This window comes from Hydrogenophaga sp. T2 (assembly GCF_049843535.1).
GTDB lineage: Bacteria > Pseudomonadota > Gammaproteobacteria > Burkholderiales > Burkholderiaceae_C > Hydrogenophaga > Hydrogenophaga crocea.
This window is the reverse complement of sequence record NZ_JBBHZJ010000004.1, coordinates 1-25,029: the sequence shown is the minus strand read 5'-3', so window position 1 is coordinate 25,029 and position 25,029 is coordinate 1. Positions and strand designations below refer to the sequence as shown.

General features: G+C 71.3%; 19 protein-coding genes. 14 read left to right on the top strand and 5 right to left on the bottom strand.

What is annotated here, in order from left to right:
- Window positions 1–3: 3 nt before the first annotated feature.
- Genes WDZ95_RS10210 through WDZ95_RS10150 form a run of 13 tightly spaced genes read left to right on the top strand, consistent with a single transcriptional unit; the run spans window position 4 to window position 15,244 of the window.
- Window positions 4–885 carry an XrtA system polysaccharide deacetylase gene (locus WDZ95_RS10210; protein ID WP_425778094.1) on the top strand — a complete coding sequence of 294 codons (882 nt, stop codon included), beginning with the start codon at window positions 4–6 and terminating at the stop codon, window positions 883–885.
- A 10-nt stretch (window positions 886–895) separates the two neighbouring features.
- The gene (locus tag WDZ95_RS10205) at window positions 896–1,930 is read left to right on the top strand and encodes a FemAB family XrtA/PEP-CTERM system-associated protein (RefSeq protein WP_425778092.1); all 1,035 of its coding nucleotides are present in this window, start codon (window positions 896–898) and stop codon (window positions 1,928–1,930) included.
- Window positions 1,931–1,933: 3 nt separating this feature from the next.
- Window positions 1,934–3,136: a TIGR03087 family PEP-CTERM/XrtA system glycosyltransferase gene (locus WDZ95_RS10200; protein WP_166226402.1), complete on the top strand. Its 1,203-nt coding sequence runs from the start codon at window positions 1,934–1,936 to the stop codon at window positions 3,134–3,136.
- A gap of 2 nt (window positions 3,137–3,138) precedes the next feature.
- On the top strand, window positions 3,139–5,040 hold the full coding sequence (locus tag WDZ95_RS10195) for an XrtA/PEP-CTERM system amidotransferase (protein ID WP_425778090.1): 1,902 nt from the start codon (window positions 3,139–3,141) through the stop codon (window positions 5,038–5,040).
- The gene (locus tag WDZ95_RS10190) at window positions 5,037–6,173 is read left to right on the top strand and encodes a TIGR03088 family PEP-CTERM/XrtA system glycosyltransferase (RefSeq protein ID WP_425778088.1); all 1,137 of its coding nucleotides are present in this window, start codon (window positions 5,037–5,039) and stop codon (window positions 6,171–6,173) included. Before WDZ95_RS10195 ends, WDZ95_RS10190 begins: the two co-directional genes overlap by 4 nt.
- Window positions 6,174–6,184: 11 nt before the next feature.
- A complete protein-coding gene (locus tag WDZ95_RS10185; RefSeq protein WP_425778086.1) occupies window positions 6,185–7,372 on the top strand; it encodes a glycosyltransferase family 4 protein in 1,188 nt (395 codons plus the stop codon).
- The gene (locus tag WDZ95_RS10180) at window positions 7,369–8,595 is read left to right on the top strand and encodes a glycosyltransferase family 4 protein (protein WP_425778084.1); all 1,227 of its coding nucleotides are present in this window, start codon (window positions 7,369–7,371) and stop codon (window positions 8,593–8,595) included. Before WDZ95_RS10185 ends, WDZ95_RS10180 begins: the two co-directional genes overlap by 4 nt.
- Window positions 8,592–10,211, top strand: a complete 1,620-nt coding sequence (locus WDZ95_RS10175) for an ArnT family glycosyltransferase (RefSeq protein ID WP_425778082.1) — start codon at window positions 8,592–8,594, stop codon at window positions 10,209–10,211. The genes WDZ95_RS10180 and WDZ95_RS10175 overlap by 4 nt, the downstream gene beginning before the upstream one ends.
- Window positions 10,212–10,220: 9 nt before the next feature.
- Window positions 10,221–10,355, top strand: coding sequence for a hypothetical protein (locus WDZ95_RS10170; RefSeq protein WP_277345040.1), 135 nt, complete (start codon window positions 10,221–10,223; stop codon window positions 10,353–10,355).
- A gap of 42 nt (window positions 10,356–10,397) precedes the next feature.
- Window positions 10,398–11,765, top strand: coding sequence for a putative O-glycosylation ligase, exosortase A system-associated (locus tag WDZ95_RS10165; protein ID WP_166226419.1), 1,368 nt, complete (start codon window positions 10,398–10,400; stop codon window positions 11,763–11,765).
- Between the two features lie 9 nt (window positions 11,766–11,774).
- Entirely contained in the window at window positions 11,775–12,770 is a 996-nt protein-coding gene (locus tag WDZ95_RS10160) for a glycosyltransferase family 2 protein (protein WP_425778079.1), read from the top strand.
- Window positions 12,760–13,797 carry a GNAT family N-acetyltransferase gene (locus WDZ95_RS10155; protein WP_425778077.1) on the top strand — a complete coding sequence of 346 codons (1,038 nt, stop codon included), beginning with the start codon at window positions 12,760–12,762 and terminating at the stop codon, window positions 13,795–13,797. The genes WDZ95_RS10160 and WDZ95_RS10155 overlap by 11 nt, the downstream gene beginning before the upstream one ends.
- Window positions 13,798–13,822: 25 nt before the next feature.
- Window positions 13,823–15,244 (top strand): PIG-L deacetylase family protein, encoded by a 1,422-nt coding sequence (locus WDZ95_RS10150; RefSeq protein WP_425778076.1) that lies wholly within the window; start codon window positions 13,823–13,825, stop codon window positions 15,242–15,244.
- A 13-nt stretch (window positions 15,245–15,257) separates the two neighbouring features.
- Here WDZ95_RS10150 and WDZ95_RS10145 read toward each other — a convergent pair whose 3' ends face one another.
- Together WDZ95_RS10145 and WDZ95_RS10140 are read right to left on the bottom strand one after the other, a co-directional pair.
- Complete coding sequence (locus WDZ95_RS10145; RefSeq protein ID WP_425778075.1) at window positions 15,258–16,697, bottom strand: oligosaccharide flippase family protein; 1,440 nt, start codon at window positions 16,695–16,697, stop codon at window positions 15,258–15,260.
- A gap of 32 nt (window positions 16,698–16,729) precedes the next feature.
- Complete coding sequence (locus WDZ95_RS10140; protein WP_425778074.1) at window positions 16,730–17,413, bottom strand: 4'-phosphopantetheinyl transferase family protein; 684 nt, start codon at window positions 17,411–17,413, stop codon at window positions 16,730–16,732.
- 186 nt (window positions 17,414–17,599) lie between these two features.
- Between WDZ95_RS10140 and WDZ95_RS10135 the strand changes: the two genes are divergently transcribed.
- Window positions 17,600–18,463 (top strand): cupin-like domain-containing protein, encoded by an 864-nt coding sequence (locus WDZ95_RS10135; protein ID WP_166226433.1) that lies wholly within the window; start codon window positions 17,600–17,602, stop codon window positions 18,461–18,463.
- 23 nt (window positions 18,464–18,486) lie between these two features.
- Here WDZ95_RS10135 and WDZ95_RS10130 read toward each other — a convergent pair whose 3' ends face one another.
- From WDZ95_RS10130 to WDZ95_RS10120, 3 genes are all read right to left on the bottom strand, one after another.
- Complete coding sequence (locus WDZ95_RS10130; RefSeq protein WP_425778073.1) at window positions 18,487–19,341, bottom strand: alpha/beta fold hydrolase; 855 nt, start codon at window positions 19,339–19,341, stop codon at window positions 18,487–18,489.
- Entirely contained in the window at window positions 19,338–20,159 is an 822-nt protein-coding gene (locus WDZ95_RS10125) for a hypothetical protein (RefSeq protein ID WP_425778072.1), read from the bottom strand. Before WDZ95_RS10125 ends, WDZ95_RS10130 begins: the two co-directional genes overlap by 4 nt.
- On the bottom strand, window positions 20,156–25,029 hold a 4,874-nt coding region (locus tag WDZ95_RS10120; protein WP_425778071.1), incomplete at its 5' end, for an amino acid adenylation domain-containing protein. The genes WDZ95_RS10125 and WDZ95_RS10120, both read right to left, overlap by 4 nt.

The window sequence follows — 25,029 nt, the reverse complement described above, 5'->3', positions numbered from 1 at the left end:
GCCATGCTGATGCCGACCCGGCACGTGAACGCGTTGACCATCGACGTCGAGGACTACTTCCAGGTCTCGGCCTTCGCCCCCTACATCGCGCGCACCGAGTGGGACCAGCGCGAATGCCGCGTCGAACGCAACGTCGACCGCATCCTGGCCCTGCTGGCCGAACGCGGCATCCACGCCACCTTCTTCACCCTGGGCTGGGTCGCCGAGCGCTACCCGGCGCTGATCCGCCGCATCGTGGCGCAGGGCCACGAACTCGCGAGCCACGGCTACGGCCACCAGCGCGTGACCGACCTCGACCCGGCCGGCTTCCGCGAGGACGTGACCCGCGCCAAGCAGCTGCTCGAAGACATCGGCGGCGAGCGCGTGATCGGCTACCGCGCCCCGAGCTTCTCGATCGGCGAGCGCAACCTGTGGGCGCTCGACGTGCTGCTGGAAACCGGCCACCGCTACAGCTCCAGCATTTACCCGGTCAAGCACGACCATTACGGCATGCCCGATGCCCCGCGCTTCGCGCACCCCGTGCGCGACGGCCTGCTCGAGGTGCCGCCCACCACGCTGCGGATGTTCAACCGCAACCTGCCGTCGAGCGGCGGCGGCTACTTCCGGCTGTTCCCGTACGCGCTGTCGCGCTGGATGATCGAGGCCGTGAACGCCCGCGACGGCGAGCCCGCGATCTTCTACTTCCACCCCTGGGAGATCGACCCCGAGCAGCCGCGCGTGGCCGCGGCCGACCTGAAGTCGAAGTTCCGCCACTACGTCAACCTCGACCGCAACGAGGCCAAGCTGCGCCGCCTGCTCGACGATCTGCGCTGGGACCGCATGGACAGGATCTTTCTGCCCGACCTGGCCCCCGCCAAGACGCGCGACGAGGTGGCCCTTGCCTGAGGCGAACACCTTGCACGTTCACCGCCTCGACGGCCGCGACGTGGCCGCCGTGGCCCGCTGGGACGCCTTCGCGGCGGCCTGTCCCTCGGCCACCTTCTTCCACCGCGCCGGCTGGGAGCGCATCCTGCGCGAGGTGTTCCGCCACGACACGCACTACCTGTTCGCCAGCGACGCCAGCGGCATCCGCGGCGTGCTGCCGCTGGCGCACGTGCAGAGCCGTTTGTTCGGGCGCTCGCTCTCGAGCCTGCCTTTCGCGGCCTATGGCGGCGTGGCCGCGCTCGACACCGAGGCCGAGGCCGCGCTCGTGATGCGCGCCGAGCAACTGGCGCGCGAACTCGGCGTCGAGCACCTGGAACTGCGCAACACCGAGCGCCGCCACCCCGAGTGGCCCGCGCAAGACCTCTACGTGACCTTCCGCAAGCCCATCGAGCCCACGGAAGAGGCCAACATGCTCGCCATCCCGCGCAAGCAGCGCGCCATGGTGCGCAAGGGCATCAAGAACGGCCTGGTCGCCACCGTCGATCCCGACGTCGACACCTTCTTCGCGCTCTACGCCGACAACGTGCACCGCCACGGCACGCCCGCGCTGTCCAAGCGTTACTTCCGCGCGCTGCGCGAGGTCTTCGGCGACGACTGCGAGGTCTTCACCGTGCGCAGCGCCGAGGGCCGGCCGCTCTCGAGCGTGGTGAGCTTCTACTGGCGCGACGAGGTGCTGCCGTACTACGCGGGCGACGATTTCGCCGCGCGCGAGCTCGCGGCCAACGACTTCAAGTACTGGGAGCTGCTGCGCCGCGCCTGCGCGCGCGGGCTCAAGGTGTTCGACTACGGCCGCAGCAAGGTGGGCACCGGCCCCTACGCGTTCAAGAAGAACTGGGGCTTCGAGCCCACGCCGCTGCACTACGAGTACCGGCTGCTCACGCGCGACGCGATCCCGCAGAACAACCCGGCCAACCCCAAGTACCGGCTCATGATCGCGACCTGGCGGCGCCTGCCGCTGCCGGTGGCCAACTGGCTGGGCCCGCACATCGTGCGCCACCTCGGCTGATCCATGGCCAACCTGCTGTACCTGGTGCACCGCATGCCGTACCCGCCCGACAAGGGCGACAAGGTGCGCTCGTACCACCTGCTGCGCCACCTGCAGCGCCAGCACCGCGTGTTCCTGGGCACTTTCATCGACGACCCCGCCGATGAACAGCACGTGGACGCGCTGAGGGCGATCTGCCCCGACCTGCACCTGGTGCGCATCGACCCGCGCTGGCGCAAGCTCGCGAGCGCGCAGGGCTTTCTGCGCGGCGAGGCGCTGTCGCTGAGCTTCTACCGCCACGCCGGCATGCGCGAGTGGGTGCGCCGCATCGCGCGCGAGCACGAGCTGCACGCCAGCGTGGTGTTCTCGTCCACCATGTCGCCGTTCGCGGCCGAGCTGCTGCCCCGGGTGCCCATGCTGGTCGACATCGTCGACGCCGACTCGGTGAAGTGGACCCAGTACGCGGCCAACCACCGCTGGCCGATGTCGGCGGTGTACGCGCGCGAAGGCCGCCTGCTGCTCGCGCACGAACGCGCCACCGCGCTGCAGGCGCGCCAGTCGTACTTCGTGACGCCGCAGGAGGTGGAGCTGTTCCTCTCGCTCGCGCCCGATTGCCGCGGCCGCGTCAAGGCCATGGGCAACGGCGTCAACGCCGACTTCTTCCAGCCCGATGCGGCGCTGCCGTCACCCTTCGAGGCCGGTGAGCTGCCCATCGTGTTCACCGGCGCCATGGACTACTGGCCCAACATCGACGGCGTGCGCTGGTTCGCCGAGCACATGCTGGCCCCGATCCGCGCGCGCCACCCGCAGGCGCGCTTCTGGATCGTGGGCCGCAACCCCGCCTCGGCGGTGCAGGCGCTGGCCAGCGATGCGGTGCGCGTCACCGGCACGGTGCCCGACGTGCGGCCCTACCTGCAACACGCGGCCGCCGTGGTCGCGCCGCTGCGCGTGGCGCGCGGCCTGCAGAACAAGATCCTCGAGGCCATGGCCATGGGCCAGCCCGTGGCCACCGTGCCCTCGTGCGCCGAGGCCATCGGCGCGAGCGCCGAACAGGGCCTGCACCGCGCGGAGACCGCCGCCGACTTCGTGCAGGCCGTGCTCGACGCCTTCGCCGACCCGGCCGCGCGCCGCGCGCAGGGCGAGCGCGCGCGCGCCTTCGCCATCGACCATTTCGGCTGGACCGCGCACCTGAGCGCGATCGACGCCGACCTCCACCAGGACGCCTGAGCATGTGCGGCATCGCCGGTCTGTTCGACCCCCAGGGCCTGCGGCCCTTCGACCCCGCGCTGATGCGCCGCATCAACGACGTGCAGTCGCACCGCGGTCCCGACAGCGACGGCCTGCACCTCGAACCTGGCCTCGCGCTGGGCCACCGGCGGCTGTCGGTGATCGACCTGTCCACCGGCGACCAGCCGCAGTTCAACGACGACGGCAGCGTGGCCATCGTCTTCAACGGCGAGATCTACAACTACCGCCAGCTCATGCCCGAGCTGCAGTCGCTGGGCTACCGCTTCCGCACGCGCAGCGACACCGAGGTGATCGTGCGCGCCTGGGAGGCCTGGGGCCCGGCCTGCGTGCAGCGCCTGCGCGGCATGTTCGCGTTTGCCATCTGGGACCGGCGCCAGCAAACGCTGTTCCTCGCGCGCGACCGGCTCGGCGTCAAGCCCATGCACTACGCCTGGCTGCCGGATGGCAGCTTCGTGTTCGGCTCCGAGCTCAAGGTCATCACGGCGCACCCCGCGTTCGAGCGACGCATCGACCCGCTTGCGGTGGAAGACTATTTCTCGCTCGGCTACGTGGCCGACCCGCGCTGCATCTACCAGAACGCCCACAAGCTGCCGTCGGCGCACACGCTCACGCTGCGCCGCGGCGGCCCGGCCCGGCCCGAGCCCGTGCCGTACTGGGACGTGCGCTTCACCAACGACAACCCGATCAGCGCCGCCGATGCCCAAGCCGAGCTGCGCGAGCGCCTGCGTGAATCGGTCGAGCTGCGCATGATCGCCGACGTGCCGCTGGGCGCCTTTCTCTCGGGCGGCGTCGATTCAAGCGCGGTGGTGGCCACCATGGCCGGCCTGTCGCCGCAGCCCGTGCACACCTGCGCCATCGGCTTCGACGACCCGAAATTCAACGAGTCGGACTTCGCGAAGCAGGTGGCCGAGCGCTACCGCACCGACCACCGCCTGGAGATCGTGGGCACCGACGACTTCGGCCTCATCGACCGCCTGGCCTGGCTCTACGACGAGCCTTTCGCCGACAGCTCGGCGCTGCCCACCTACCGCGTCTGCGAAATGGCGCGCAAGCACGTGACCGTGGCGCTTTCGGGCGACGGCGGCGACGAGAGCTTCGGCGGCTACCGCCGCTACCGCATGCACCTGGGCGAAGAGGCGCTGCGCAGCCGGCTGCCGCTGGGCGTGCGCCGGCCGGTGTTCGGTGCGCTGGGTTCGATCTACCCCAAGGCCGACTGGGCGCCGCGCCCGCTGCGCGCCAAGACCACCTTCCAGGCCCTGGCCATGGACTCGGTGCAGGCCTACCACCACAGCATGTCGCACCTGCGCGCCGAGCAGCGCGCCGCGCTGTACACGCCGGCCTTCCAGCAGCAGCTCGGGGGCTACAGCTCGCTCGACGTGTTCGCGCAGCACGCCGAGGCGGCGGGCACCGACGACCCGCTCGCGCTGATCCAGTACATCGACTACAAGACCTGGCTGGTGGGCGACATCAACACCAAGGTCGACCGCGCGAGCATGGCGCACTCGCTCGAGGTGCGCGAGCCGCTGCTCGACCACGAGCTCATCGAATGGCTGGCCACACTGCCCAACCGCCACAAGATCGACGGCGGCGAGGGCAAGGCCCTGCTCAAGCGCGCCATGGAGCCCATGCTGCCGCACGACGTGCTTTACCGGCCCAAGATGGGCTTTTCCGTGCCGCTGGCGAGCTGGCTGCGCGGGCCGCTGGCCGAGCGCGCGCGCGAAGCCGTCACGGGCGATCGGCTGCTCGGCACCGGCCTGTTCCAGCCGGAGCGGCTGCGCAAGCTGTACGACCAGCACCAGGCCGGCACCAGCGACCACGCCACGCCGCTGTGGATGTTCGTGATGTTCGAGGCCTTTCTTCGGCAGGCCGAGGTGGCTGCATGAAGACCCGCGTGGTGCACGTCGTCTACCGCTTTGACATGGGCGGGCTCGAGAACGTGATCGTGCAGCTCATCAACCGCCTGCCGGCCGAGCGCTTCGAGCACGTGGTGCTCTCGCTCACCACGGTGGGCGATTTCGCGCAGCGCATCGAACGCCCCGACGTGCGCCTGATCGCGCTCGACAAGCCGCCGGGCCACGCCTTCAAGCTCTACCCGCGCATCTGGCGCCTGCTGCGCGAGCTGCGCCCGCAGGTGCTTCACACCTGCAACATCGCGCCGCTGGAAATCGTGCCCGTGGCCGCGCTCGCGGGCGTGCCGCAGCGCATCCACGTGGAGCACGGCTGGGACGCGGCCGACCCCGACGGCCGCAACCCGCGCTACCGCTGGCTGCGCCGGCTCTACGCGCCCTTCGTGACGCGCTTCGTGTCGGTCTCGGCCGACCTCGACCGCTACCTGCAGACCGCCATCGGCGTGGCCGACCACCGCCGCTGCCTGGTGGGCAATGGCGTGGACACCCAGGCCTTCCGGCCCGGCGCGGGCGATCCGCCCGCGGGCTGCCCGTTCACGCCCGGCGAACACTGGATCGTGGGCACCGTGGGCCGCATGATGACGGTGAAGAACCAGCCGCTGCTCGCGCGCGCCTTCGTGCGCCTGCTGCGCGAGCGCCCCGATCTGCAGCCGCGCGCGCGCCTGGTGATGGTGGGCGACGGCCCGCTCAAGGCCGAGGTCGAGCGCGTGCTGGGCGAGGCCGGTCTGCGCGAACTCGCCTGGCTGCCCGGTGCGCGCAGCGACGTGGCCGAGCAGCTGCGCAGCTTCGACGTGTTCGCGCTGCCCTCGCAGGCCGAAGGCACCTCGTGCACGCTGCAAGAGGCCATGTCCAGCGCGCGCGCCGTGGTCGCCACGGCCGTGGGCGGCACGCCCGACCTCATCACCCCCGAGAGCGACGGCCTGCTCGTGCCCAGCGACGACGAGGCCGCGCTCGCGCAAGCCCTGCTGCGCCTGCACGACGACCCCTCGCTGGCCCTGCGACTGGGGCTGGCCGCGCGCCGCCGCGCCGTGGCGCATTTCTCCCTCGACTCCATGGTCGCGTCCTACGCCGCGCTGTTCGCCGGCGAGCCGCAGCCCCAGCCGGCCTGAGGCCGCCCGCCATGCGCATCCTTTACCACCACCGCACCGCCAGCAAAGACGGCCAGGCCGTGCACATCGAAGAAATGATCGACGCGCTGCGCGGCCTGGGCCACGAGGTGCGCGTGGTGGCGCCCATGGTCGGCGACGACACCGGTCAGATGGGCGGCGGCGTGGGCTGGGTGCACCGCCTCAAGGCGCGGCTGCCGCGTGCGGTCTACGAACTCATGGAGCTCGCCTACAGCGCGGTGGCCTACCGCAAGCTGCTGCGCGCCGCGCGCGAGTTCCAGCCCGACGCGATCTACGAGCGCTACAACCTGTTCCTGCTCTCGGGCCTGATGGCCAAGCGCCGCCTGGGCCTGCCGCTGCTGCTCGAAGTCAACGCGCCGCTGGTGCAGGAGCGCGCGCAGCACAGCGGCGGCCTGTCGCTGCAACGCCTGGCGCGCTGGGCCGAGGGCACGGCCTGGCGCGGCGCCGACGCCGTGCTGCCCGTGACGGCGGTGCTTGCGCAGCACGTGCGCGCCCATGGCGTGCCGGCCGAGCGCATCCACGTGGTGCCCAACGGCATCAACCGCTCGCACTTCGCGGGCGCACCCACGCCCGAGGCCGCCCGGCGCGCGCTCGGGCTCGAAGGCCGGCTGGTGCTGGGCTTCACCGGCTTCGTGCGCGAATGGCACGGGGTCGACCGCATCATCGACTGGATGGCCACGGCCGACGCGCCGGCCGAGTCGCACCTGCTCATGGTGGGCGACGGCCCGGTGCGCGCCGCGCTCGAAGCCCAGGCCGCGCGCCTGGGCCTGTCGCAGCGCGTGAGCTTCACGGGCGTGGTGCACCGCGACGCGGTGCCCGCCCACGTCGCGGCCTTCGACATCGCCTTGCAGCCCGCCGTCACGGCCTATGCGTCGCCGCTCAAGCTCATGGAGTACCTGGCACTGGGCAAGGCGGTGGTGGCGCCGGCCACGCCCAACCTCATGGAGGTGCTCACGCACGAGGTGAACGCGCTGCTGTTCGACGAGCACGGCGCCGGCGCGCTCGAAGCCGCGCTCACGCGCCTGTGCCGCGACGGCGAACTGCGGGCCCGCCTGGGCCAGGGCTCGGCCGACACCATCGACCGGCTCGGGCTGACCTGGAGCGGCAACGCGCAGCGCGCGGTGCGGCTGGCCGAGGCCGCGCGGGCAGGGCAGGGCCGCACCGCGGGAGCGCGCGCATGATCAAGGTGCTGCTGTTCTCCACGCTGTTCCCGAGCAGCGTGCGCCCCATCCACGGCATCTTCGTCGAGACGCGGCTGCGCGAGCTCGTGAAGAGCGGCGAGGTGCAGGCCAAGGTCATCGCACCCGTGCCCTGGTTCCCGTCCACCGCGAAACGCTTCGGCGAGTACGCGCAATTCGCCGCCACGCCGCGTCATGAGGTGCGCAACGGGCTCGAGGTGCACCACCCGCGCTACCTGCTGCTGCCCAAGGTGGGCATGAACCTCGCACCCTGGGCCATGGCGCTGGCCGCGCTGCCGCTGGCGCGCCGGCTGCAGCGCGAGGGTTTCGACTTCGACCTGATCGACGCCCACTACTACTACCCCGACGGCGTGGCCGCGGGCCTGCTCGCGAAGTGGCTGGGCAAGCCCTTCCAGGTCACCGCGCGCGGCACCGACCTCAACCTGATCCCGCAGTACGCCTACCCGCGCAAGCTCATCCTCGAGACGGCCGCGCGCGCGCACGCCTCCATCGGTGTGTGCCAGGCGCTCATGGACAGCCTGCGCGAACTCGGCGGCGACCCCGCCAAGCTGCACACGCTGCGCAACGGTGTGGACCTGCAGCGCTTCGTGCCCGAGCCGCGCGAGGCCGCGCGCGAGCGCCTGGGCCTGCCGCCCGAAGGGCCGTACCTGCTGTCGGTGGGCCACCTGATCGAGCGCAAGGGCCACCACCTGGCCATCGAGGCCCTGCCGGCGCTGCCCGGCGTGACGCTGCTGATCGCGGGCGCCGGCCCCGAGGAAGGCCGGCTCAAGGCCCTGGCCGCGCGCCTGGGCGTGGCCGATCGCGTGCGCTGGGCCGGCGTGGTGCCGCAGACCGAGCTCAAGTGGTGGTACAGCGCGGCCGACGTGCTCGCGCTGTGCAGCAGCCGCGAGGGCTGGGCCAACGTGCTGCTCGAGGCCATGGCCTGCGGCACGCCCGCGATCGCCACCAACATCTGGGGCACGCCCGAGGTGGTGAGCACGCCCGACGCCGGCGTGCTGATGGCGCGCCGCGATGCCGCCGCGCTGGCCGAGGCCTGGCAGCGGCTGCAGAGCGCGCGGCCCACGCGCGCCGCCGTGCGTGCGCACGCCGAACGTTTCTCCTGGGACGAGACCACCGCCGGCCAGCTCGCGCTCATGCGGCCGCTGGCCCACAAGGACCCCGCGGCGCCCGCCAGCGCCGCCCTGCCGCACACGCCAAGCCCATGAACACGACCGACCGCTTCACCACCGCCGACCGCTGGGCCTGGCTGCTGATCGCCCTGGTGATCGCAGCGCTGTTCCTGCAGGCCCCGCACGGCGGCGCCTTCTACTGGAGCGATGCGCCGCGCCACGCGCTCAACGGCGTGTTCGTGTGGGACCTGCTCACGTCCATGCCCCTGAGCGACCCGGCCGGTTATGCCTACCGCTATTACGCCCAGTACCCGGCGCTCACCATCCTGTTCTACCCGCCGCTGTTCTACGCGCTGAGCGCGCCGTTCTTCGGGCTGCTGGGCGTGTCGCACGAGGTGGCGCTGCTGGTGGTGTTCCTGCACTACCTGGCGCTGGGCTGGGGCACCTACCGCCTGGCGCGCTTCTGGCTCGCGCCCTTCGCGGCCGCCTGCGTGGCCCTGTTGCTGGTGTGCCTGCCCGAGCTGGCCTTCTGGGGCCGGCAGGTGATGCTCGAGGTGCCGGCCTTCGCCTTCCTGGTCTGGAGCGCCGTGGCCTTCGTGGCCTACCTGCGCGGCGCGCCGGTCTCGCGCCTGTACCTCGCGGGCGCGCTGCTGGTGCTGGCCATGTACACCAAGATCAGCGTGGCCTTCGTGGCGCTGGCCTACGTGGTGGCGTTGTGGCAGCGCGACGGCCTGGGCGTGCTGCGCAACCGGCACCACTGGGCGGTGGCGCTGATCGCGGCGGTGGCGCTGGTGCCGCTGATGGTGCTCACCGTGAAGTTCGGCCAGGCCAACGTGCAGTCGGTCACCGGCGTGGCCGATTCCGTGGCCTCGCGCACCAGCCTCGCGGGCTGGCTGTGGTACCTGCGGCAGATTCCCTCGCAGATGGGCTGGGCCCTGACGGCCGCGGCGCTGCTGGGCGCGCTCGCCTGGGTCTGGCGCGGCCGCGGCGCGGCGGGGCAGGGCCGCGACGGCGGCTTCTGGCTCACCTGGTTCGTGGCCGGCTACGTGTTCTATTCGCTGATCGACCTCAAGGAGGCGCGCCACAGCGTCTACCTGCTGCTGCCGCTGGTGCTGGCCGCGGTGGTCGGCCTGTCGGCGCTGCTGCCCGCGCGCTGGCTCAAGCCGGTGCTGGGCCTGCTGGTGCTGGCCACGGCGGTGCAGACCTTCGTCTGGCGCCCGGTGTTCTACGTGGACGGCTACGCCAAGGTGGTCGACGAGATCACACGCCTGGCGCCGCGCGACAGCGTGGTGCTGTTCTCGGGCTACCGCGATGGCTCCTTCGTGTTCAACCTGCGCGCGCGCGAGGACCGGCGCGACCTGAGCGTGCTGCGCGCCGACAAGATCCTGCTCAGCGTGGCGGTGCGCCGCGAACTCGGTGTCGAGCAGAAAGACCTGTCGGTCGAGCAGATGGCCGACATCATCGACGCCAGCGGCGTGCACTACGTGGTCATGCAGCCGGGCTTCTGGACCGACCTCGAGGTGATGCGCCGCTTCGAGAGCCTGATGGCCTCGCCGCGCTTCGAGGTGGTCGCGCGCATTCCCACGCCGGCCAACCACCGCGCCCACGAAACCGAGCTCGTGATCCTGCGCAACAAGGGCAACGTGGGCCCCAAGCCCGACAAGCTCAACATCGAGCTCAAGATCATCAACCGGCGCATCACCGTGCAGTGAGCCACCGCCATGGAAGCCTTCATCCTCACGCTGGACGTCTTCGCTGTCACCTACCTGTGCTGGCGGCTGTTCCGCCACGACCCGAGCGAGCCCGAGTCGCAGGCCCTGGGCTTCATGGGCTACCGCACGGACGGCGAGGAATGAGCGCGCGCAGGCCCTGCCACCGCCGGCTCGCAGGGGGTGCCCATGCGTGACCTGATGTTCGCCATCGCCATGCTGATGGTGATCCCGCTGGCCATCGTGCGCCCCGTCAATGCCTACCTGGTGTGGGGCTGGACCGCGGTGCTGATCCCCACCAGCTACCTGTTCGGCTTCATGCAGGGCGCGCGGCTGAACTTCCTGTTCGCGATGATCGCGATCCTGCTGGTGCTGTTCCGGCGCGTCGACTGGTCGCTCTACAAGCCCAACCGCACGGTGTGGATCTACCTGCTGCTGCTCACGCACGCGACCATCGCCTTCCTGCTGGGCTTCGACGGCAACAAGGACAACGGCACCTACTACGAGGTGCTGGCCAAGGTCATGGTGTTCTGCCTGCTCATGCCCATGTTCATCCACCAGCGCCTGCACATCCACGCGATGGTGATGGTGATCGTGTTCGGCATGGGCATCCATGGCGTGCTCGACGGGCTCAAGACCCTGTCCTCGGGCGGCGCGCACAACATGTACGGCCCGCGCGGCAGCATGATCTACGACCGCAACCACCTCTCCACCGCGCTCGCGGTGGTGCTGCCGCTGGCGTATTTCCTCTACCAGTACGCCAGGCACCGGATCATGCGCATGGGCTTTCTCGCGGCCTTCGCGCTGATCGTGCTGGCCATCATGGCGGGGGGCTCGCGCGGGGGCTTCATCGCGCTCGCCGTGGTGGGCTTCTGGCTCATCCTGACCTCGCGGCGGCGCTGGAGCACGCTGCTCATCGTGGCCACGCTGGGCAGTCTGCTGTTCGTGTTCGCGCCCGAGCGCTGGACCTCGCGCCTGTCCACCATCGAAACCGCCGACAGCGACGCTTCGTTCATGGGCCGCGTGGTGGCCTGGAAGATCAGCGCGGCGATCGCCGTGGACAACCCGGTGTTCGGCGGCGGCTTCCACGCCGTGCAGTACCAGCCGGTGTGGGACCGCTACAAGGACGCGCCGAGCCCGCTCGACTTCCTCAACATCGAGATCCCGCCGTTCAAGGCCAAGGCGGCCCACAGCATCTACTTCGAGGTCATGGGCGACCAGGGCTTCGTGGGGCTGCTGATCTTCCTCGGCATGTTAAGCCACGCCCTGTACAGTCGCGGCAGCATCAAACGCATGGCGCAGGAACTGGGACCGCGCTTCACCTGGGCGCGCGACCTCGGCGACATGCTGATGCTCTCCGTGCTGGCCTACATGACCGGCGGCGCCTCGGTCAGCGTGGCCTACCTCGAACTGATCTACATGGTGGTCATGTTGATGGAGATCCTGCGCGTGCACGTGCGTGACGCACATGCCGCCGAGATGCGAGCCCGCAAGGTCCTGGCGACCGCCGAGCGCTCTGCCAGCCCCACTTCCGACAAGGCCGCCGCGGCCCACTGATACATGCCTTTGACTGAGCCGACCATCCCGCTCGATCAGCGCACGACCGAGGGCGCCGCGCCCCTGGTGTCCGTGATCATGCCGGCGTGGAACGCGTTTCCCTGGATCGAGGAAGCGGTGGCGAGCGTGCTCACGCAGTCGTTCCGCGACCTCGAACTCATCGTCGTCAACGACGGCTCCACCGACGGCGACTACCGCCAATTCGAGCGCCGCGATCCGCGCGTGCGCGTGATCGAGGGCGAACGCGGCGGCGTGTCGCGGGCCCGCAACCTGGCCATGGCGGCCGCGCGCGGGCGCTACTTCGCCTTCATCGACGCCGACGACGTGTGGGTGCCGGGCAAGCTCGACGCCCAGGTGCGCTTCCTCGAAGCCAATCCCGACATCGACGTGGCCTACGGCGAGATCGCGCGCTGGGCCTGCCTGCCCGACGGCACCTACCCGCCCGCGAGCAGCTACTTTCCCTCGCTGCCCGCGGTGTACGAGGTCGACCCGGCGCGCCGTGGCTGGGGCTACACGCGCATCCTCATGGGCAGCCCGCTCGGCATGATCACGCCCGTGATGCGCCGCTCGCTCTACGAGAAGGTGGGCGAGTTCGACGTGCGCCTGTCGCGCGGCGAAGACTACGATTTCTGGCTGCGCTGCTCGCGCGAGGGCCGGCTGCAGCGCTTTCGCGCGGTGCTCGCGCTCTACCGCATGCGCCCCACCAGCGCCATGCACCAGATGGTCAAGGACAACCCGCTGGTGCAGGTGCTCGAATCGGCGCGCGAGCGCTTCGGCCTGGCCGACCCCGACGGGCGCGCCGTGACGCCGGCGCAGTTCCGCCGCCGCCTGGGCCGCTGCCACTTCGACCACGGCTACAACCACTTCTGGTCGGGCGACCCCGGTGTGGCCCACCGCGCCTTCGGGCGCGCGCTGCTGCACCGCTACCGCCCGGCGCGCTCGCTGGTGTACTGGGTGCTCTCGGGCTTCAAGCGGCTGCGCCACGGAGGCCCGCATGGCGGCTGAGCGCCTTCGCACCGAGCGCGTGCGCATCGACCGCCTGGCGAGCGCCGACCGCGCCGCCTGGGACAGCCTGCTCGCCCAGGGGCACCAGTTTCCCGCGGCCTTCATGAGCGCCACCTACGCGGAGGCCGTGCACCGCACGGTGGGCCCGGTGCAGGTGCTGGTGGCGCGCGAGCAGGGCCGCGCGATGGGCTTTCTGCCGCTGCAGCGGCTGGCCGGCTGGCCCGGCCGCCTGGGCGTGCACGAGCCGCCCGGCGGGGTCATGACCGACTACTTCGGCTGGGTCGCGCAGGCCGGCTTCGCACAGCCCTTCGCGGGCGCGTTGCGCCAGGCCGGCGTGCCCTGCGTGTACTTCACCCACCTCGACCAGCCGCAGCTCGACATGGGCATGCCCGGCGACCAGCCCAAGACCGGCCTGCGCACCAACTTCCGCGCCGGTGCCGAGGCCTACTGGGCCGAACTGCGCGAGCGCGACCGCAAGCTGGTGTCCGACACCGAACGGCGCACCAAGCGGCTGGAGCGCGAGCACGGCGAGATCCGCTTCGCGCTCGACGATCCCGATCCGCAGGGCGCGCTCGAACAGCTCATCGCGCTCAAGCTCGCGCAGTACGCGCGCACCGGGGTGCGGCGGCCGCCGCTGGGCGTGGCGGGCCACCGCGCACTGCTGCACGCGCTGCTGCCGTCCACCGATCCGCTGTGCCACGGCCGCATCAGCACGCTGCGCATCGGCGAGCGGCTGATCGCCGCGCACTTCGGCCTGCAGTGCCGGGATGTGCTGCACTTCTGGTTTCCGGTCTACGACGAGGCCTACGCGGCTTATTCGCCCGGCCGCATCCTGTTGCGCCACGTGATCCAGCACGGCGCATCGGCGGGCATCGCCCTGATCGACCGCGGCGTGGGCGACTCGCCCGCCAAGCGCGATTTCGCCAACGAAGAGCACCGCTTCTACAAGGGCCTGGTGGGCGCCGGGCCGCGCGGCGCGCTGGCGCGCCAGGGCCTGCGCGCGGGCTGGCGCTTCGGTTGGGCCTGACACACACAACGAGGGGAGGGGCGCCATGATGGAAGCGCTGGGATACGTGTTGCTGGCGCTGATCGGCCTGGGGCTGGCCGGACTGGCCCTGCTGGCCGCGGGGCTGGTGTGGCAGCGCATCGACCAGTACCGCTGGCGCACGCGCTTCGATGTGCGCCGCGACGCCGATCTGCCGCGCAGCGACCGGGTGGTGCGCACGCAGGCCCTGAGCCTGGGGCCCGAGGGCCTGCAACTGCCCACGATCGACCAGCCTTTCGGCTCGGCCTTCCTCGAACTGCGCGTGCGCGCCACGGCCGCAGGCCTGCTCGCCGACCCCTGGATCGAGCTGGAGGGTGAGGGCGCGCGGGTGCGCCAGTACGTCGAACGCGGCGCGCGCGGGCGCCGCCTGGTCAATGCCACGGCGCTGCTGCGGGCCAACGGGGCCGCGCCGCGCTGGCGCCTGCGCACCGGCCTGCTCCAGGTGGACGGCGCCGAGGCGGTGCTGCACCTGCTCGCGCCCTCGACCGTGGCCGACCCCGACGCGCGCACGCTCGTGATCGCGCCGCACCCCGACGACGCCGAGCTCGCGGCCTGGAGCCTGGTGTCGCGCCGCCAGACCTGGGTCGTCACGGTCACGCAGGGCGACGCCGGGCCCAACGCCTATGGCACGCACTTCGACGACCCGGTCGAGTCCTACCGCACCAAGGCCGGCATCCGCGTGTGGGACAGCCTGAACATCGTGCGCATGGCCGGCGTGCCGCTCGATCGCATCGCCAACCTCGGCTACTTCGACGGCACCCTGGCCGCCATGCAGCGTGGCGGCGGCCCGGTGCAGGCCGAGTTCCTGCAGGAGAGCGATCCCGGCGTGCGCCGCCACAACCCGATCGCGCCGCAGCGCACGCCCGCCGAGGCCACCTGGCAGGGCCTGGTCGACGACATCGCCGCGCTGCTGCGCGAGGTGCGCCCGCAGCGCATCGCCGTGCCGCACCCGCAGCTCGACCCGCACCCCGACCACCGCTGCTCCACGCTGGCCACGCTGCAGGCCCTGCAGCAGGTGGGCCTGCGCGAGGGCGAGCTCTGGCTCTACACCAACCACCTGGGCTACACCAAGACCCATCCCGTGGGGCCCAACGACGGCGAGATCGGCCTGCCCCACGGGCTGCCCGAAGGCACCCTGTTCGACAGCGTGGTGTCGGTGCCGATGGACGCGCGCACGCGTTTCCTCAAGCGGCTCGCGGTCGAGGCCCAGCACGACCTGCAGGCCACGCCGCCGGTGGCCATGCCCACGCTCGCGCAGCGCGCCGTGGGCCTGCTGCGCACGCTCTACCGCAGCACGGTGGTCGCAGACATCGGCTTCATCCGCCGCGCGCCCCGGCCGAACGAACTGTTCTACGTGCTCGCCTACGATCGCGCGGGCGAACTCGCCGCGCGCATCGACCTGCAGGACAGCGACGCCGGCGCGGCCTGAGGCCGCGCGCCGTTCAGGCCTTGGGCGCCTTGCGCCGCGCCAGCATCGCCGTCACCTCCACGCCCAGCGGCAGCCGCAGCGCCACCGTGGCCGCGACCCACACCGCGAGCGAAGGCAGGCCGAGCGCCACGATGTGCAGCAGCGGCGGCATGGGCGGCAGCAGCCATTCGACCAGCAGCGCGGCGGCGACCGTGAGCGCGGTCATCAACAGCACCGGCAGCACCGAGCGCAGCCACTGCCTCACGCCGATGTGCAGGAAGCGCCGGTTCACCCACACCACCACGGGCAGTGCAATGAACTGTCCGAGCATGAGCGACTGCGCGAACCGCGCCAGCGTGCCGTCGAACAGCCACCAGGCCACGCCCACCTTGATGGCAATGAGCGCTGCCATCGGCAGGCCCGCCAGGTAGGGCTTGCCGATGCCCGTGAGCGCGGGCTGGGTGAAAAAGAACAGCACGCCCATGCCGGTGGCCACGCACAGCCAGGGAATGGCCGCCGCGCTCGGCAGCCACTGGGCGCCATAGAGGAACAGCACGATCGGCTGGGCCAGGATGGCGGTGAGCGCGAGCGCGGGCAGCAGCAGCGTGGCCAGGTACGAGGTGATCTTGCACACCTCGGCCGCGAGGTCTTCGTTGCGGTGGTGCAGGCGCGCGAGGTAGGGCAGGGCGAAGTAGTTCACCGCGGGCATGAGCGCGCTGCTCGCGATGTTCACCGTGGAATTGGCGCGGCTGAACAGGCCCACCGCGGCGGGCGTGCTCAGGCGGCCCAGCATGACGTCGGGGATCGCGTTGTCGAGCGCGCGCAGCGACGAGGTCATGATGGTGCCGACGCCGAAATTGGCGATGTGCGACCAGCCCTTGAGGCTCGGGATGATGGGCGCACGGTCGAGCGAGACCCAGCGGATCGCCACGCAATGCGCCAGGATGTGAATCAGGTTGGCCCAGGCCATGGTCATGTAGCCCGCGCCCTGCCAGGCCAGCACGACCGAAGCCGTGATGTAGACCGCGAGCGACGCCAGGCCGGCCTTGGCGGTGCGCACCACCTCGAGGTTGCGCACCAGGATCGCGCCCGGGATGGCACCGAACGGGATGAAGACGAAGCCCAGCGCGAGCACCTCCACCACGCGCTCCACGCGCGGCTCACCGAAAAAGCCCGCCCAGTGCGACGAGCCGAGGTAGAGCAGCAGCGCCACCGACCACGAGGTGAACATCACCACGCCCAGCGCCGAGCGGATGGCCTCGGGCGTGAGCTCTTTCTGGCGCTTGATGAACGAGCTCACGCCGAAGTCGCGGAAGATGTGCGCGATCGCCACCAGGATCGCGCTCATCGAGTACACACCGATGTCGTCGGGCGTGAGCAGGCGCGCGAGCACGATGCTGAGCGCGAAATGCCCCACGGTCTCTGCGTTGCTCGCAATGAGCTGGATGCCGAACTTCTTGCGGACTGAACTCACGTTGGGGTTTCCGGTGGGGTGTTGGGGCAGGGTCAGCAGCGCGTGGCCACGGCCACCAGCAGGCCGCCGGGCGCCGTGGCGCTGGACAGCAGCACCGGCCGCGTGCCGGCGTCGGTGGGCACGGGCACCTCGCGGGTGTCGGTCTCGATGCCGGCATGCAGCGCCTTGAGGTCGATGGCGAGGCCGGTGCCCACGGCCTTGAGGCAGGCCTCCTTGCGCGTCCACACGCGCAGGAAGGCCGACTCGCGCTGCGCGCCCTGCAGCGCCTGGTAGCCCGCGATTTCCGCGGGCGTGAAATTCATCGCGGCCAGCGCGTCGATGTCGGGCCAGCCGCGCTCGCCTTCGATGTCCACGCCGACCTCGGCCTCGTCGCAGAGCACCACCAGGCTGTGGTCTTCGTGGTGGCTCATGTTGAAGTGCGGCGCGGGCGCGGTGAGCGCCGCGGTGTCGAGCTCGGGCTTGTCGTGCAGCCCCAGGCGCAGCGGCACGGCCGGGCCGGGCAGGCCCAGGCGCTCGCCGAGCACCGCGCGCAGCGCGCGCCGGCGGTGCACGTAGCGCACGCGATCGCGCTGAAAACGCAGCCGCAGCACGCGCGCGCGCTCGGCCGGACTCAGCCAGGGATCGTCGGCGGGGGCGCCTTCGGTGGCGCGGGGGTGGTGGAAGAGCCAGGCCTGAAGGCGGACCGGATGGTTCAGGACCAGCGCAATGCGGGGCATGGATCGGTGGGGGCGGCGTCGGATGAAAGGGCACCCGCGCTTGGCCATCGGGAGCTGCCCGCATTGTGTGGCAAAGGCAACGCCGCGCGCGCGGCGCAATTGTTGTGCGCCATTGAAAAGCACACAATCGAACGCACACATCAATGCACACACGGGCCACAACGGGCCCGCACCTGGAGGCGAAGCATGCTGCAATGTTTCGGGCAGGGGGTGAATGCACAGTGGCTGGACCACCAGCCCTTTCGGTTCGAGCACCGGCTCCTGGGGCATCCCGCGCTCTCGATGGAGAACCTCGCTCGGGTGATACCGCGCCTGCCGCAAGGGCAGGTGATGTATTCCACGCGGCTGCTCGCCACCGACGACAACTTCGAGAAGACCTTCCGGCAGCGGCCGATCGACCGCAGCATCGAGGAAACCATCGAAACGCTGCGCACGTCCGATTCCTACATCATGGTGAATTCGCCGCAGGTCGACGAGTCCTTCCGTGAGCTGTACGAGGCGCTGATCGGTGACGTCGAAACCCTGATGCGCGAGCGCGGCGTGGGCGTGAAGGCGGTCACGCCCAAGCTCTATCTTTTCATCGCTTCGCCCAACAGCGTCACGCCCTTCCACATCGACCGGTACTCGACCTTTCTGCTGCAGTTTCAAGGCAGCAAGCAGGTCACGGTGTCCATGCCCTTCGACGAGCGCGTGGTCACCGACGCCGACTGCGAAAACTATGTGTCGTACGTGAGCACGAAGCTGCCCTGGGGCCCCGAAAAAGACCGCTATTCCACCACCTTCGATTTCGAGCCCGGGCAGGCGATCCACATTCCCTTCGTGTCGGGCCACCACGTGCGCAACGGGCCGGGCGAGGTGTCGGTGTCGATGTCCATCATCTTCAACACCGCGCAAACCATGATGTGGCGCGAAACGCTGAACTTCAACCAGCGCATGCGCAAGTGGCTCGGCCCGGTGGGCATCGCGCCCGGCCACGTGGGCCGCTCGCCCTTGCGCGACGGCTGCAAGGCCGCGCTGTGGCACCAGTGGGCGCGGCTGCGCGGCTACTGAGGCCGGCGCCTGTTCGGGCGGATTCAAGCGGGCGTGGCGCCCGCCGCCGCGAGTTCGGCGGCCCAGCCGCCCAGGCGTTCGATCACGAGCCGCTGCGCCGCAAGCGTGGTGGCGGTGTGGTCGATCTCGGGCACGTAGTCGCAGCGCACACGGTTCACGAAGTCGTGCTGGGCGAAGGCGTCGCGCAACTGCTCCGGGTAGTTGTAGGTCCAGAGCAGGCTGCCCGTGTACATGAAGTACACCGAGGTGCCGCGGTCCACGAGCGACTGGATCGCGCGCGCGAAGGCCTCGGGCGGCGGGGCGTTGTCGCCCGCATCGGCTTTGCCGGCCGGCACGGCGTCCGAACCGAGCAGGCCACGCGCGCCGCGTTCGATGGCCGAGCGCGTCCACGACAGCAGGGTGCGCGTCGGGTCGGCCGCGAGCTGGCGCTGCAGGCGCACGGTGTGGGTGCGCGGCGTGGGATACACGTAGCCGTCGAGCATCCACAGGCCTTTCACGCGCGGGTCTTCCAGGGCCGTGGCCAGGCCGTTGTGCGCGCCCGAGCAGATGCCCGCGATGGCGAAGCTGTCCATCGAACAGATTTTTTGCAGGTGGTCCATGGCCTGGCGCAGGTCGTGCACCACCTGTTGCTGAAAGGGGGCGGCGTCGGCCGGCGTGCGGCTGTCGCCCACGCCCGAGAGATCGAGCCGCAGGCAGGGGTGGCCCTGGCGCGCCAGCGCGCGCGCGAGCTTCACGTGCAGGCGGTGCGGGCCGATGCGGTGCACCACGCCCGCATTGGGCAGGATGAAGGCCGGCCCGCGCGGGGTGGTCGAGGCGGGCAGGGTCAGCGTGCCGATCAGGTGGCGGTCGCTGCCGAAACCGAGCGGGACTTCCTTCATGCGTCGATCCCCCGGATCCATTGGGACAGCGCCTGCAGCGCCTGCTGCGGCACCAGTGCGGTGTTGACCGCCTCCTCCGAGGTCCAGTCGAAATGCACCGGCACCGACTGGTGCACGGCCGCGATGCCCGCGCCGTTGAGGGCCTGCGCCAGGTCCTCGGGCATGGGGTCGGGTTCGTGGGTCAGCACCACGGCCTCGCTGGCGCGCAGCGCGCGGTAATCGGCCGCGCCCACGCGGGCCAGCTGCGCCGGCAGTTCGGGGTGCAGGCCGAAGCCCAGCAGCTCGGTGCAGGTGATGGTGCCCTCGGCGGTGTCGGCGCCGGTCGGGGGCAGGGCGCCGGCTTGCCGCAGCGGCTGCAGCGCGCGCTCGTGCGCGCCGCGCAGTTCGGCGAGGTAGGCCTCGCCCGAGACCACGGGCGCCCACAGGCCGATGCGGTGCGGCGCCGGCGTCAGGCCGACGCAGGCGCGCGCGGCGATCACGCCGGCCAGCCGCGCGCAGACCCAGGAGAGCTGCCGCGCGCGCGAGCGGCGCAGCAGCTCGGCGTGGGCCAGGCGCAGGTCGTCGACCCAACGATCGAGCTGGCCGTCTTCGTCCTCGCCCAAGGACTCGCCGGTGCCGAAGTAGTCGAAGCGCAGCGCGGCCGTGCCGGCCTGCGCGAGTTCTTCGGCCAGCAGGCGGTAGAGGCGGTGGATGCGCACCGCCTCCTGGCCCAGGGGATTGCACAGCAGCACCGCGTGCCCGCTGTTGCGGGCCGGGTGCGCGGGGTGGAACACGCCATACAGGGGGTTGTCGGGGCCGCCGAAGCGCAGGGGCGTCATCGGTTGCGGTCCTCCATGCCGATGGCGCGCGCGATCTGGCCCAGGTTGTCGAAGATCATCTGTCGCACGGTGATGCGGGTGTTCAGGCGGCTGTTGATCTCGGCGACGGCGCGCATGGCCAGCAGGGAATGGCCCCCGAGGTTGAAGAAGTTGTCGGCGCTGCCCACGCGCTCCACGCCGAGCAGGCGGGCCCAGATGGCCGCGAGCTCGAGCTCGGTGGGCGTGCTCGGCGCGATGAAACCGGCCTCGTCGCGCTCACCGCCGCTGTGCGCCTCGGCGGCCGGCGCGGGCAGCGCGTGGCGGTTGATCTTGCCGTTGGGCAACAGCGGAATGGCGTCGAGGCCGACGAAGTGCTGCGGCACCATGTAGTCGGGCAGCGAGCCGCGCAGGTGGTCGCGCAGCGCCTGCACCGCCGGCATCTCGCCCTCGCTCACCAGGTAGGCCACCAGGCGCTGGTCGCCGGGCCGGTCCTCGCGCACGATCACCACGGCGCGCGTGATGGCCGGGTGCGCGGTGAGCGCGGTCTCGATCTCGCCGAGCTCGATGCGGTAGCCGCGCACCTTCACCTGGAAGTCCATGCGGCCCTGGTGTTCGAGCAGGCCGTCGGCGCGCCAGCGGCCGCGGTCGCCCGTGCGGTAGAGGCGCTGGCCGGGCCGCAGCGGATCGGGCACGAAGCGCTCGGCGGTGAGCTCGGCGCGTTGCAGGTAGCCCAGCGTCACGCCCTCGCCGCCGATGCAGATCTCGCCCGGCACGCCGATGGGGCAGGGCTGCAGCCGCGCATCGAGTATCTGCACCGTGGTGTTGGCGATCGGCGTGCCGATGCTGATGCCTTCGGTGCCCGTCACGCGCCAGCAGGTCGACCACACCGTGGTCTCGGTGGGGCCGTACATGTTCCAGAGCTCGCCGCAGCGCGCCAGCAACAGCGCGGCCAGGTCGCCCGGCAGGCCTTCGCCGCCGATCAGGGCCTTGAAGCCCGCATGGCCCTGCCAGCCGGCCTCGATCAGCATGCGCCAGGTCGAGGGTGTGGCCTGCATCACCGTGATGCCGTATTCCTCGCAGAGCTGCTTGAGCGCCAGGCCGTCGACCGCGTCGTCGCGGCTGGCCAGCACGGCGCGCGCACCCACGCTCAGCGGCAGCAGCAATTCGAGCACCGCGATGTCGAAGGACAGCGTGGTGACCGCGAGCAGGCAGTCGTCGGCCGTGAGGCCGGGCTGCTTCGCCATGCTCGCGAGGAAGTTCACCACCGCCTGCTGGTGCACCACCACGCCCTTGGGTTTGCCGGTGGAGCCCGAGGTGTAGATGACGTAGGCCGGGTCCTGCGGGCGCGCGTCGCGCTCGGGGTCGGGCGCGAGCGGGCTCTCGTCGGTGAAGGCGGTGAGCAGGTCGATGTCGAGCAGCAGGGTCTGGTCGCGCGGCCAGTCCAGCACGTCGACCAGGGCCGACTCGGTCACCAGCAGCGCGAGCTTGGCGTCTTCGGCCATGTAGGCCAGGCGGTCGGCCGGGTAGGTGGGATCGAGCGGCACATAGGCCGCGCCGCTCTTGAGCACCGCGAGCTGCGACACCACCATCTCGAGGCCGCGCTCGGTGCACAGGCCCACGAGGTCGCCGCGGCCGATGCCGCGCTCGCGCAGCAGGCGCGCGAGCGCGTTGGCGCGCCCATGCAGTTCCTGCTGCGTGAGCTCGCCCGCGCCGGGCTGCACCAGCGCGATGGCGTCGGGCGTGGCCTCGGCCTGGCGCTGCAGCCATTGGTCGAGGTTGAGCTCGCGCGGGTAGTCGGCGGCGGTGTCGTTCCAGCGGGCGAGCTGGTCGGCGTCGCGGGCCGAGAGCACCGAGTAGCTGCCAATGGGCTGCTGCGGCGCCTGCAGCACCTGGTCGAGCAGGGCCATGTAGGCGTCGCTCAGGCGTTCGGCGCTGGCGCGATCGAACAGGTCTTCGGCGAACTCCAGGTGCACCTTGCCGTAGAGCTGGGTGTCGACGGTGACCGAGAGATCGAACTGCGCGGCACCACGGTCGAACTCGAAGATCTTCGGTTTCAGGTTCCCGAAGGTCGGCATGTCCATGGGCGTGTTGATCACGTTGAACATGACCTGCACCAGCGGCGAGGCGGTGGCGTCGCGGCCCGGCGAGAGTTCCTCGACCAGGCGCTCGAAAGAGGCGTCCTGGTGCGCGTAGGCGTCGAGCGCCGCGTCGCGCACGCGCGCCAGCAGCGCCTCGAAGCTGGGGTTGCCCGAGAGGTCGGTGCGCATCACCAGGGTGTTCACGAAGGTGCCCACCAGGTGTTCGGCCTCGAAGCGGCGGCGGTTCGCGATCGGCGTGCCCACGGCCACGTCCTCGTGGCCCGATACGCGGCCCAGCAGCATCGCGAAACAGGCCATGAGCGTCATGTAGGGCGTGACGCCGTGGGCCGCGCTGAAGCGCTGAAGGGTGCCGAGCAGGCCCGGGCGCATGTCGCGCACCACGCCACCGCCACGGCCATTGGCCGCGCCGCGGCGCTGGCGGTCGGTGGGCAGGCTCAGGGGTTCGAGGCCGCTCAGGCGCTGGCGCCAGTACGCCATCTGCCCGTCCAATGCTTGCGCCTGCAGGGTCTGGCGCTGCCACACCGCGTAGTCGGCGTAGTCGATCCGCGTCGGGCGCGGTGCCGCTTCGCGCTCGGCTTGCAGCGCGGTGAAGACTTCGTTGAGGTCGCGCATGAGCACGCCGGCCGACCAGGCATCACCGATCACGTGGTGCATCACCCAGATCAGCACATGGTCGCGCGCGCCCAGCCGCAGCAGGTGCACGTGGTGCAGCGCCGCGGTCGAGAGGTCGAACGGCCGCTGGGCCAGCGCGGTGAGCGCGGCGCGGGCCGCCGCCTCGGCCTCGTCCAGCGGCAGGTGGCTGAAGTCGATCTGCTGCAACGACACCGGCACGTGGTCGCCGACGATCTGCATGGGCTCGCCGTCGATGAGTTCGAAGCGCGTGCGGAAGGCTTCGTGGCGGCGGCTCACCGCGTCGAGCGTGCGCTCCATCAGCGCCGGGTCGAGTTCGCCCTGCAGCCGCACGGCGAACGGCATGTTGTAGGCCGTGGTCTCGGGCGTCATCTGCTGCACCAGCCACATGCGGCGCTGCGAGTACGACACCGGCAGCGGGCCGTTGCGCGGCACGGCGGGGATCGCGGTGGGCGGCAGCGCCGCTTCCGGGTCGCGCTGCGCGTCGATGCGCGCGGCCATGGCCGAGAGCTGCGGGTGGTCGAAGACCTCGCGCAGCGCGAGGTCCACGCCCAGTTGCTGGTGCACGCGGGTGACCAGCCGGGTGGCGAGCAGCGAATGGCCGCCGAGGTCGAAGAAGTGGTCGCCGCGGCCCACGCGCGGCAGGCCCAGCAGCTCTTGCCACAGCGCGGCCAGCGTGTTCTCGGTGTCGCCCTGCGGCGGCACGTGCTCGGGCCGCGCCTGGCGCAGCGCGTGGGCGTCGGGTGCGGGCAGGGCCTTGCGATTGACCTTGCCGCTGGGCAGCAGCGGCAGATCTTCGAGTTCGACGTAGACGCCGGGCACCAGGGCGTCGGGCAGCACGGCCATCAGCGCGGCGCGGATCGGCGCCACCTGCAAGGCCGGCTCGCCCGGCAGGCGTTTCACGTAGACCACGAGCTGCGCCAGTCCGTTGGCGGCGCGGTGCGCCGCGACCACGGCCTGGTGGATCTGCGGCAACGCGTTGATCGCGGCCTCGACCTCGCCGAGCTCGATGCGCACGCCGCGGATCTTGACCTGCTCGTCCACGCGGCCCAGGTACTGCAGCTGGCCGTCGGGCAGCCAGCGCACGCGGTCGCCCGTGGCGTACAGGCGCTGGCCCGGGTTGAACGGGTCGGGCACGAAGCGCTCGGCCGTGAGGTCGGGGCGGTTCAGGTAGCCCAGGGCCAGGCCCCGGCCACCGATGAAGAGCTCGCCTTCGGCACCCGCGGGCAGCAGTTGCCGCTCGGGGCCGAGCACATGGCAGTGCGTGCCCCCGATCGGGCGGCCGATGGGCACGGGTACACCGGGCGGCGTGTCGAGCACGTTCACGCAGGCCACTGCGGTCACGGTGGCCTCGGTGGGGCCGTAGAAGTTGGCCAGGCGCGCCTGCGGCAACCGCGCGCGGAAGGCCTCGATGAGGTCGCTCGGCAAAGCCTCGCCGCCGCTGACCACGTGGCGCAGGGCGGTGGCCTGCGCGAGCGCGGGCTGGTCGAGCAGGGGGCGCAACAGCGAGGGCACCATCATCACGTGGGTGATGCGCTGCGCGGCGAGTTCGAGCGCGAGCGCGGCAGCATCGCTGCGCAGGCGGCCCGGCGCGGGCGCAACGGTGGCGGCGCCGCGCATCAGCGGCATCAACAGGTCGACCACCGAGGGGTCGAAGCTGATCGCGATGGACTGCAGCCAGCGGTCGCCCGCGCGCAGGTCCAGCGCCTGGGCGGTCCACTGCAGCATGGAACTGAGCGCGACGTGCGGCACCATCACGCCCTTGGGCATGCCGGTGGAGCCGGAGGTGTAGAGCACGTAGGCCAGGGCGTCGGGGGCGAGGTCCAGCGCCAGGTTGGTGCTGTCGTGCGCGGCCAGCGAGGGCGGCGGGGCATCGAGCGCGAGCCACTGCGGCTGTGCGCCATCGACCGCGGCCTGCAGCGCGAGCTGTTGCGCCGACTGCGTGAGCACGATGGGTGCGGCGGTATCGGCCAGCAATTGCGCCAGGCGCGCGGCGGGCAGCTCGGGGTCGAGCGGCACGAAGGCCGCGCCGCTCTTGAGCACGGCCAGGTGGGCCAGGGGCAATTCGAGCGAGCGCTGCAGGTGCAGGCCGACGGTGACACCCGGGCCTGCGCCCAGGGCCTGCAGTTGGCGCGCGAGGCGGTTGGCCTGGGCGTTGAGCT

Bases quoted from the DNA above. Each gene is read 5' to 3' on its own strand.
- WDZ95_RS10135 (WP_166226433.1), top strand. From the start codon at position 17,600: ATGCTGCAATGTTTCGGGCAGGGGGTGAATGCACAGTGGCTGGACCAC.
- WDZ95_RS10180 (WP_425778084.1), top strand. From the start codon at position 7,369: ATGATCAAGGTGCTGCTGTTCTCCACGCTGTTCCCGAGCAGCGTGCGC.
- WDZ95_RS10170 (WP_277345040.1), top strand. From the start codon at position 10,221: ATGGAAGCCTTCATCCTCACGCTGGACGTCTTCGCTGTCACCTACCTG.
- WDZ95_RS10175 (WP_425778082.1), top strand. From the start codon at position 8,592: ATGAACACGACCGACCGCTTCACCACCGCCGACCGCTGGGCCTGGCTG.
- WDZ95_RS10190 (WP_425778088.1), top strand. From the start codon at position 5,037: ATGAAGACCCGCGTGGTGCACGTCGTCTACCGCTTTGACATGGGCGGG.
- WDZ95_RS10200 (WP_166226402.1), top strand. From the start codon at position 1,934: ATGGCCAACCTGCTGTACCTGGTGCACCGCATGCCGTACCCGCCCGAC.
- WDZ95_RS10150 (WP_425778076.1), top strand. From the start codon at position 13,823: ATGATGGAAGCGCTGGGATACGTGTTGCTGGCGCTGATCGGCCTGGGG.
- WDZ95_RS10185 (WP_425778086.1), top strand. From the start codon at position 6,185: ATGCGCATCCTTTACCACCACCGCACCGCCAGCAAAGACGGCCAGGCC.
- WDZ95_RS10210 (WP_425778094.1), top strand. From the start codon at position 4: ATGCTGATGCCGACCCGGCACGTGAACGCGTTGACCATCGACGTCGAG.
- WDZ95_RS10125 (WP_425778072.1), bottom strand. From the start codon at position 20,159: ATGACGCCCCTGCGCTTCGGCGGCCCCGACAACCCCCTGTATGGCGTG.
- WDZ95_RS10140 (WP_425778074.1), bottom strand. From the start codon at position 17,413: ATGCCCCGCATTGCGCTGGTCCTGAACCATCCGGTCCGCCTTCAGGCC.
- WDZ95_RS10130 (WP_425778073.1), bottom strand. From the start codon at position 19,341: ATGAAGGAAGTCCCGCTCGGTTTCGGCAGCGACCGCCACCTGATCGGC.
- WDZ95_RS10155 (WP_425778077.1), top strand. From the start codon at position 12,760: ATGGCGGCTGAGCGCCTTCGCACCGAGCGCGTGCGCATCGACCGCCTG.
- WDZ95_RS10165 (WP_166226419.1), top strand. From the start codon at position 10,398: ATGCGTGACCTGATGTTCGCCATCGCCATGCTGATGGTGATCCCGCTG.
- WDZ95_RS10195 (WP_425778090.1), top strand. From the start codon at position 3,139: ATGTGCGGCATCGCCGGTCTGTTCGACCCCCAGGGCCTGCGGCCCTTC.